Below are 8,059 nucleotides of genomic sequence, written 5' to 3' on the forward strand. Positions count from 1 at the left end.
ACCGCCTCCACCGCGCCGCCGCCCACCAGCAGCCCCAGCTCATGGTGGAGATGGTCGCCCAGCTCGGCGGCGCGCTGCTGGAACTCACCGGTCCGCAGCATCTCGACGACCTCCAGCGCCACCGCGCAGGCGAGCGGATTGCCGCCGAACGTCGAGCCGTGCTCACCCGGGTGGAACACCCCCAGCACCTCGGCCGACGACACCACGGCCGACACCGGCACCACTCCGCCGCCCAGGGCCTTGCCGAGGACATACATGTCGGGCACCACGCCCTCGTGCTCGCACGCGAAGGTCTTTCCCGTCCGGCCCAGGCCCGACTGGATCTCGTCCGCGATGAAGAGCACCCCGCGCGCCCTGCTCATCTCCCGCACCCCGGCGAGATAGCCCGCCGGCGGGACCAGCACCCCGGCCTCGCCCTGGATCGGCTCCAGCAGCACCGCCACGGTGTTCTCGGTCATCGCCGCGTCCAGCGCTGTGAGATCACCGTACGGAACGATCTCGAACCCGGGTGTGTACGGTCCGTAGTCCGCCCGTGCCTCCCTGTCCGTGGAGAAGCTGACGATGGTGGTCGTCCGGCCGTGGAAGTTGCCGGCCGCGACGATGATCTTCGCCATCCCGTCCGGCACGCCCTTGACGCGGTATCCCCACTTCCTGGCGGTCTTCACGGCGGTCTCCACCGCCTCCGCGCCGGTGTTCATCGGCAGGACCATCTCCATGCCGCACAGCTCCGCCAGCCGCGTGCAGAAGGCGGCGAACCGGTCGTGGTGGAACGCCCGGGACGTCAGAGTCACTCTTTCGAGCTGTGCCTTGGCGGCGTCGATCAGTCTTCTGTTGCCATGGCCGAAGTTGAGCGCCGAATATCCGGCGAGCATGTCGAGGAAGCGCCGTCCCTCGACGTCCGTCATCCAGGCGCCGTCCGCCGAGGAGACGACGACGGGCAGCGGGTGGTAGTTGTGCGCGCTGTGCGCCTCGGCCGAGGCGATGGCACTCTCCGTGGTCGACACGGACTCTCCGATCGTTCAGAACAAGCTGTCCGGCGGGGGCGGATCAATGCCCCACTTTCTATCGTCGCTCACCGGGTGCGGGAAGAAGCCTTGCTTGCGGTGGCGCCCGACCGAGATCCGTTCACGGGCGGTGGGTCGTACCTGAGACAATGGCGGACATGGCCTCTGATCGCCCACCCGTCGCCCACCAGCGCCCTCCGACCGGGCGCTCCGCGCCGCGCGCGCTCTCCGGGATCCAGCCCACCGCGGGCTCGTTCCACCTCGGGAACTACCTCGGTGCGGTGCGCCAGTACGTGGCGCTGCAAGACACCCATGACGCCTTCTACATGGTCGTGGACCTGCACGCGATCACCGTTCCGCAGGATCCGGCCGAGCTGCGCGCCAATACGCGCCTCGCCGCCGCCCAGCTTCTCGCCGCCGGTCTCGACCCGCGGCGCTGCACGCTCTTCGTCCAGAGCCATGTGCCCGAACACGCCCAGCTCGCCTGGGTCATGAACTGCATCACCGGCTTCGGCGAGGCCTCCCGGATGACGCAGTTCAAGGACAAGTCGGCCAGGCAGGGCGCGGACCGTGCCACGGTCGGCCTCTTCACCTATCCGATCCTCCAGGTCGCGGACATCCTGCTCTACCAGGCCAACTCCGTGCCGGTCGGCGAGGACCAGCGCCAGCACGTCGAGCTGACGCGCGATCTCGCCGAGCGGTTCAACACCCGCTTCGGCGAGACGTTCACGGTCCCCGCGCCGCACATCGTCAAGGAGGTCGCGAAGATCTACGACCTCCAGGACCCGACGGTCAAGATGAGCAAGTCGGCGTCCACGCCCAAGGGCCTGGTCAATCTGCTCGACGAGCCGAAGGCCACCGCGAAGAAGATCAAGAGCGCGGTCACCGACACGGGCACGGAGATCCTGTTCGACACCGAGGCCAAGCCGGGCGTGAGCAATCTGCTCACCATCTACTCCACGCTCACGGATACGACCGTCGCGGAGCTGGAGGAGCGGTACACCGGCAAGGGCTACGGCGCGCTCAAGACGGATCTGGCGGACGTCATGGTCGACTTCGTCACTCCGTTCAGGACCCGCACCCAGGAGTATCTGGACGATCCGGAGACCCTGGACTCGATCCTGGCCGAGGGTGCGGAGAAGGCCCGCGCCGTCGCCGCGGAGACCCTGGCGCAGACGTACGACCGGGTCGGCTTCCTGCCCGCCAAGCACTGAGGCCGGGTCCTGTCCGATCCGCCGGACAGGGCCTGGGTCCTGTCCGGCTGTCCGGCCCGGCAGGGGGCCGGCGACCGCACACGGACGGCGGCTCCGTCCGTCGGTCGGCGTACGCGCGGGGGCGAGCGCTGGCCAGTCGGCCGGTGCGACCGTCACACTGGCGGACGGTGGCCCTGCTCCATCACCACCCGTCCATCACCACCCGGCACACGGACGACACACGGACTGAGGAGAACGACGTGGGGACCGTAACGCTCGGCGTTTCGATCGCGGTCCCGGAGCCGTACGGCAGCCTGATCCAGGAGCGGCGTGCGGGCTTCGGCGATCCCGCCGCGCACGGCATCCCCACGCATGTCACGCTGCTGCCGCCCACCGAGGTCGACGCGTCGGCGCTGCCCTCGGTCGAGGCGCATCTCGCGTCGGTCGCGTCGGCGGGCAGGCCCTTCCCGATGCGTCTGTCCGGTACGGGTACGTTCCGCCCGCTCTCCCCGGTCGTCTTCATCCAGGTGGTGGAGGGCGCGTCGGCCTGCACCTGGCTCCAGAAGCGCGTCCGGGACAGTTCGGGACCGCTCGTGCGTGAACTCCAGTTCCCCTATCACCCGCATGTGACCGTGGCGCACGGTATCGCCGAGGAGGCGATGGACCGGGCCTACGAGGAGCTGTCCGAGTACGGCGCGGCCTGGAGCTGCACCTCCTTCGCGCTGTACGAGCAGGGCACCGACGGGGTGTGGCGCAAGCTGCACGAGTACGCGTTCGGCGGTGACGAGGGTGCCTCGGGGGTGCCCTTCCAGAACTGCCAGGACACCTCTGTCGGGCCGGCCTCGCTGAGCCCCTGAGGGCCCCCGCGCTTCTGAGAGCGAGCGGCCTGCACCGGGCCGGTCCGCCTGCACCGGGGCCGGTCCGCTCGGTCCGGCCCGCCCCGCCCCGTTCAGAGCGGCAGTCTGCGGTACACCGGACGCGGCAGATGCCGCAGCGCGGACATCACCACCCGCAGCGATCCCGGCACCCACACCGTTTCCGAGCGCTGCCGCAGTCCCCGCTCGATCGCCGTCGCCACCGCCCCCGGCGTGGTGGCCAGGGCGGTGTCCAGGGGCGCGGCCTCGGGAGCGGGCGACTTCCGTGACCGTACGAAGCCGGGCCGCACGCTCATCACCTGGACGCCCGTGCCCTGCATGGCGTCCCCCAGCCCTTGGACGAACGCGTCGAGGCCCGCCTTGCTCGACCCGTAGATGAAGTTCACGCGGCGGGCGCGCTCACCGGCCGCCGACGAGAGCACCACCAGCGAGCCATGTCCCTGCGCCTGCAACGCGCCCGCGCACACCAGCCCGGCCGAGAGCGCGCCGGTGTAGTTGGTCTGCGCGACACGGACGGCAGCGGGCGGATCCGCCTCGTCGTGCGCCTGATCGCCGGGGATCCCGAACGCGAGCAGCACCATGTCGACGGCGCCCTCGGCGAAGACCTTTCCGAGCACCTCCGGATGCGAATCGGTGTCCAGGGCGTCGAAGGCGACGGTACGGACGTCCGCGCCCAGCGCCCGCAGCCGGCCGGCCTCGGTGTCCAGGGCGGCGGAGGGACGGGCCGCCAGCCGGACCGTACGCGTACGGCGGGCGATCAGCCGCCGCGCGGTGGCGAGCCCGATCTCCGACGTACCGCCGAGGACGAGCAGGGACTGCGGGAGGCCGAAGGCGTCCTTCATGGTGATCGCTCCTGGGAGTCGGCGGACATGAGGGTGACCGTATCGTCCCGCAATGGATTCTTTGTCGCCTTTCCTTTCGTGCTCGTACGAACTCGTATGAATGGGTGGCCGGTGATGTCCGACGCTGGTCCGCCGATCCCGGGGTAGGTCTCCACCATGGACTGGCTGAAGAGAATCCCGGTGTTCGGGCCGCTGACCGGCCCGCTCGTCGACCGGCTGGCGCGGACGCATGCCTGGCGTTCGTACGAGACGCTCGACCGGGTCCACTGGACCCGGCTGGCCGCCGCCATCACCTTCATCAGCTTCATCGCGGTCTTCCCGCTGATCACCGTCGGCGCGGCGATCGGTGCCGCGCTGCTCAGCCGGGACCGGCTCGACACGATCAAGAACACGCTCGCGGAGCAGGTGCCCGGTATCTCCGGCGAACTCGACCTCGACGCCCTGGTGGCCAACGCCGGCACGGTCGGCGTGGTGGCCGGCGCGCTGCTGCTCGTCACCGGTATCGGCTGGATCGGTTCGATGCGCGAGTGTCTGCGGGCCGTCTGGGAGCTGGACGAGGCCGATCAGGGCAATCCGCTCGTGCTCAGGGCCAAGGACGCGGTGGTGCTCGCGGGCCTCGGCGCGGTCGGACTGGGCTCGCTCGGCGCGTCCACCTTCGGCTCCACGGCCATCGGCTGGACCGCGGCCCGGCTGGGCGTTCCCGAGGACGGGGCGGGCGGAGCGGCGCTGCAGACCGCCGTCCTGCTGATGGCGGTCTTGGCCGACTTCATGATCCTGCTGTACGTGCTGACGCTGCTGCCCCAGGTGCAGCCGGCGCGCCACCGGCTCGTCGTCGCCGCGCTCATCGGCGCAGTCGGCTTCGAACTGCTCAAGCTGCTGATCGGCGGCTACATCAAGGACGTGGCGGCGAAGAGCACATACGGCGCGTTCGGAGTGCCGGTGGCGCTGCTGCTGTGGATCAATTTCACGGCGAAGCTGCTGCTGTTCTGCGCCGCCTGGACGGCGACCCCGGACAGGGACCCGCCGGCCGAGGGCGAGGCCGTCGCCCAAGACGGCGGCGGCCCGGCCCGCTGCGACGGCGCTACTCGCGCGGACGCCGCCGGACGAGATCGGGGAGCGGCCAGCGCCGATTGACCAGATACACAGCGCCGGCCAGCACGATCAGCGCCCCGCCCGCCAGCGCGATCGCCGTACCGATACCGCCGGTCCCGCCGCTGTTCGCCGCGGCGAACGGCTTGCCCTGCCCGGGAGGCCGGATCGCGTCGGCACCCACCGGAGTGGGCGTCGGCGAGGCGTTCGTCGCCGCCGACTTCGGCGGCACCAGTGTGCCGACCGGCTTCACCTTGCCGGACGCCGCGAAGCCCCAGTCCAGCAGCCGCGTGGTTTCCTGGTAGACCGCCTGGCCCTCGTGCGAGGACGGATTCATGACCGTGACCAGCAGCACCTTGCCGTTCCGCTCGGCGACGCCGGTGAAGGTCGCGCCCGCGTGCGTGGTGTTGCCGTTCTTCACCCCCGCGATGCCCTTGTAGGGAGCGATTCCGGGCGCGCCGGTGAGCAGCCGGTTGGTGTTCTGGATCTCGAAGAACTCGCGCTTCGGCTTGCCCTTCTTGTCCTTCTCCGGCTTCTCGCCCTTCTCCGGTTTGATCGGCTCGCCCGGGAATTTGGCCGTCGCGGTCGCGCAGTACTCGCGGAAGTCCTTCTTCTGGAGGCCCGAGCGGGCGATCAGGGTGAGGTCGTAGGCGCTGGAGACCTGGAGCGGCTCGTCGTAGCCGTCGGGCGAGACCACATGCGTGTCGAGCGCCTGAAGCTCCTCGGCGTGCTTCTGCATGTCCCGCACGCTCTTCGCGACTCCGCCGTTCATCGCCGCGAGCGTGTGGACGGCGTCGTTCCCCGAACGCAGGAACACCCCGAGCCACAGATCGTGGACGGTGTACGAGAGGTTCTCCTTGACCCCGACCAGGCTGCTGCCCGCGCCCACGGGTTCGAGGTCCTCGGGCTTCACCTTGTACGACCGGGTCTTGGGGAGCTTGGGGAGCAGTGTGTCCGCGAAGAGCATCTTGAGCGTGGAGGCCGGCGGCAGCCGCCAGTGGGCGTTGTGCGAGGCCAGCACCTCGCCCGACTCCGCGTCCGCGACGATCCAGGACCGGCCGCTCAGCTTCTTGGGCAGGACAGGGGCTCCGGAGCCGAGGTCCACCTGGGTGCCCGCCTTGCCGAGTCTGGCCCCGCCGACCTTGGACATCGACGCGGGCGGCCGAGGCCCCTGGTCGGGGTCGTCGGCCTTGGTGTCCGCCGACGCGGGCACAGTGGTCAGAATGGGTAGCAATGCGGCGGCGAGGACCGTCAATGCGGTCTTTTTCAAAGCGGACACGATCGGAAACGTACATTGTGACGAGTTCAATTCTGACACCGGCAGGGTGAACCGCCGCTCCCTCCGCCGAACCGGCCCAACGTCCCGCACCTTTGGCCTGGCTTCGGCCCGTTCCGGCAGCCCGGCCCCAGGACCCCGTTGCCGCCGCCCGGAGAACGCCGGTGATACTGAATCCATGAAGCTCAGCCGCCCCGTGTCGTGGTTCCTGCTCGTGTTCGGGGTGTGGAGCTGGTTCATCTGGATCACTTTCGTCAAGAACCTGTGGCAGGACGCGAGCGGACTCGCTTTCGACGACGCCGGTGAGCCGACGGGTTATTTCTGGGTGCATCTGCTGCTCGCCGTCGCGTCCTTCCTTCTGGGGACGGCCGTGGGCGTGATCGGGTTCCGTGGCGTACGCGCGCTCGGGCGCGAGGAGCGCTGACCGCCGGCGACGTCCGCGACGCGCCGAGAACACCGACAACACCGACAACACCAGCGACGTGGACAGCACCAACAGCACCAACAGCACCAACAGCACCAACAGCACCAACAACATCAACAACGCCAACAACGTCACCAACAAAGACAGGGAAGAGGGGGACCGTTCGTGGTCGTCGTGGTCGTTCTGACGGTGCTCGCCGTCGTGGCGCTGCTCGTCGGAGCGCATTGGTTCGTGTGGCGGCGCCTGGTGCGCGACACGACGGAGTCGAGCGGTACGGTCCGCACACTGGGCACCGTCGCCGTCGTCGTCCTGCCGTTGCTGTCCGTCGCCGGAGTGGGCGTGGGACGGTCCGGGACGCCGTTCCTGCTCCAGCAGGTGCTGGCCTGGCCGGGCTATCTGTGGCTGGCGGTGCTGCTCTATCTGGTGCTGGCCCTCCTGGTCGGCGAGGCCGTACGGCCGCTGCTGCGGCGCCTGACGGACCGCCGTGAGACGGAGCGCGAGCCCGCGGCGGACCTGGTCACCGTCGGAGCCTCGGCCGGGTCCGGGTCCGGGTCCGGAGCCGGGGACCGTACGTCGTCCACGTCGCCCGTCGCGGTCACTCCGGCCGCCGCGGTCACTCCGGCCACCGTCGGCGGAGCAGGGTCCGACGGTGACGGTCCGCGCGACGACCAGGCCACCCGTCCCGGCGGCACCACCACCGCCTCGCCCTCCCGCCGCCTCTTCGTCTCCCGTGTCGTCGGCGGCGCCGCCGCGACCGCCGCCCTCGCCACCGTCGGCTACGGCACCTACGGCGTGCTGCGCGGTCCACGGATCAAGCGGGTGACCGTACCGCTCGCCGGACTGCCGCGCAGCGCCCACGGCTTCCGTATCGCCGTCGTCAGCGACATCCATCTCGGCCCGATCCTGGGCCACGCCCACACCCGGCGCATCGTCGACACCATCAACTCCGCCCGCCCCGACCTGATCGCGGTCGTCGGTGACCTGGTGGACGGCAGCGTCGAGGATCTGGGCCCGGCGGCGGAGCCGCTCGCCGGTCTGGAGGCACCGCACGGCGCGTTCTTCGTCACCGGCAACCACGAGTACTTCTCCGGCGCCGCCGCCTGGGTCGACCATGTGCGCGAGCTGGGACTGCGGCCCCTGGAGAACGAGCGCGTGGAGATACCGGGCTTCGATCTCGCCGGTGTCAACGATGTCGCGGGCGAGAGCGAGGGCTCGGGCCCCGACTTCGAGAAGGCGCTCGGCGACCGCGACCGGGCCAGGACGTCCGTACTCCTCGCCCATCAGCCGGTCGTCATCGACGACGCCGTACGCCACGGCGTCGACCTCCAGCTCTCCGGCCACACCCACGGCGGCCAG

At 70.2% G+C, this 8,059-nt stretch carries 9 protein-coding genes; 6 read left to right on the forward strand and 3 right to left on the reverse strand.

Going from position 1 to position 8,059, the window contains the following annotated elements; translation table 11 throughout:
* A partial coding sequence (gene rocD / locus BFF77_RS24830; RefSeq protein ID WP_066953616.1) for an ornithine--oxo-acid transaminase occupies positions 1–1,004 on the reverse strand: 1,004 nt, incomplete at its 3' end.
* Positions 1,005–1,162: 158 nt separating this feature from the next.
* On the opposite strand from rocD, the gene trpS reads away from it, so the two are divergent.
* Positions 1,163–2,218 (forward strand): tryptophan--tRNA ligase, encoded by a 1,056-nt coding sequence (gene trpS, locus BFF77_RS24835; RefSeq protein ID WP_066953633.1) that lies wholly within the window; start codon positions 1,163–1,165, stop codon positions 2,216–2,218.
* 239 nt (positions 2,219–2,457) lie between these two features.
* The gene (locus tag BFF77_RS24840; protein ID WP_066953635.1) at positions 2,458–3,054 is read left to right on the forward strand and encodes a 2'-5' RNA ligase family protein; all 597 of its coding nucleotides are present in this window, start codon (positions 2,458–2,460) and stop codon (positions 3,052–3,054) included.
* Positions 3,055–3,146: 92 nt separating this feature from the next.
* Here BFF77_RS24840 and dprE2 read toward each other — a convergent pair whose 3' ends face one another.
* Positions 3,147–3,914 (reverse strand): decaprenylphospho-beta-D-erythro-pentofuranosid-2-ulose 2-reductase, encoded by a 768-nt coding sequence (gene dprE2 / locus BFF77_RS24845; RefSeq protein ID WP_066953618.1) that lies wholly within the window; start codon positions 3,912–3,914, stop codon positions 3,147–3,149.
* A 156-nt stretch (positions 3,915–4,070) separates the two neighbouring features.
* On the opposite strand from dprE2, the gene BFF77_RS24850 reads away from it, so the two are divergent.
* A complete protein-coding gene (locus BFF77_RS24850; protein WP_066953620.1) occupies positions 4,071–5,048 on the forward strand; it encodes a YihY/virulence factor BrkB family protein in 978 nt (325 codons plus the stop codon).
* Here the strand turns inward: BFF77_RS24850 and BFF77_RS24855 are convergent.
* Complete coding sequence (locus BFF77_RS24855) at positions 4,996–6,282, reverse strand: D-alanyl-D-alanine carboxypeptidase family protein (RefSeq protein WP_342671264.1); 1,287 nt, start codon at positions 6,280–6,282, stop codon at positions 4,996–4,998. The genes BFF77_RS24850 and BFF77_RS24855 overlap by 53 nt on opposite strands.
* 175 nt (positions 6,283–6,457) lie before the next feature.
* Between BFF77_RS24855 and BFF77_RS24860 the strand changes: the two genes are divergently transcribed.
* From BFF77_RS24860 to BFF77_RS24870, 3 genes are all read left to right on the forward strand, one after another.
* On the forward strand, positions 6,458–6,703 hold the full coding sequence (locus tag BFF77_RS24860; protein ID WP_066953627.1) for an SCO4848 family membrane protein: 246 nt from the start codon (positions 6,458–6,460) through the stop codon (positions 6,701–6,703).
* A 58-nt stretch (positions 6,704–6,761) separates the two neighbouring features.
* Positions 6,762–6,890 carry a hypothetical protein gene (locus BFF77_RS37820; protein WP_281196595.1) on the forward strand — a complete coding sequence of 43 codons (129 nt, stop codon included), beginning with the start codon at positions 6,762–6,764 and terminating at the stop codon, positions 6,888–6,890.
* Positions 6,869–8,059 (forward strand): metallophosphoesterase (locus BFF77_RS24870; protein ID WP_066953630.1); only part of this gene is annotated, 1,191 nt, incomplete at its 3' end. The genes BFF77_RS37820 and BFF77_RS24870, both read left to right, overlap by 22 nt.

This window comes from Streptomyces lushanensis (genome assembly GCF_001700515.1).
Lineage (GTDB): Bacteria > Actinomycetota > Actinomycetes > Streptomycetales > Streptomycetaceae > Streptomyces > Streptomyces lushanensis.

What these genes read in the sequence shown, in the direction of transcription:
- trpS (WP_066953633.1), top strand. Translation starts at nt 1,163, where the DNA reads ATGGCCTCTGATCGCCCACCCGTCGCCCACCAGCGCCCTCCGACCGGG.
- dprE2 (WP_066953618.1), bottom strand. Translation starts at nt 3,914, where the DNA reads ATGAAGGACGCCTTCGGCCTCCCGCAGTCCCTGCTCGTCCTCGGCGGT.
- BFF77_RS24850 (WP_066953620.1), top strand. Translation starts at nt 4,071, where the DNA reads ATGGACTGGCTGAAGAGAATCCCGGTGTTCGGGCCGCTGACCGGCCCG.
- BFF77_RS24860 (WP_066953627.1), top strand. Translation starts at nt 6,458, where the DNA reads ATGAAGCTCAGCCGCCCCGTGTCGTGGTTCCTGCTCGTGTTCGGGGTG.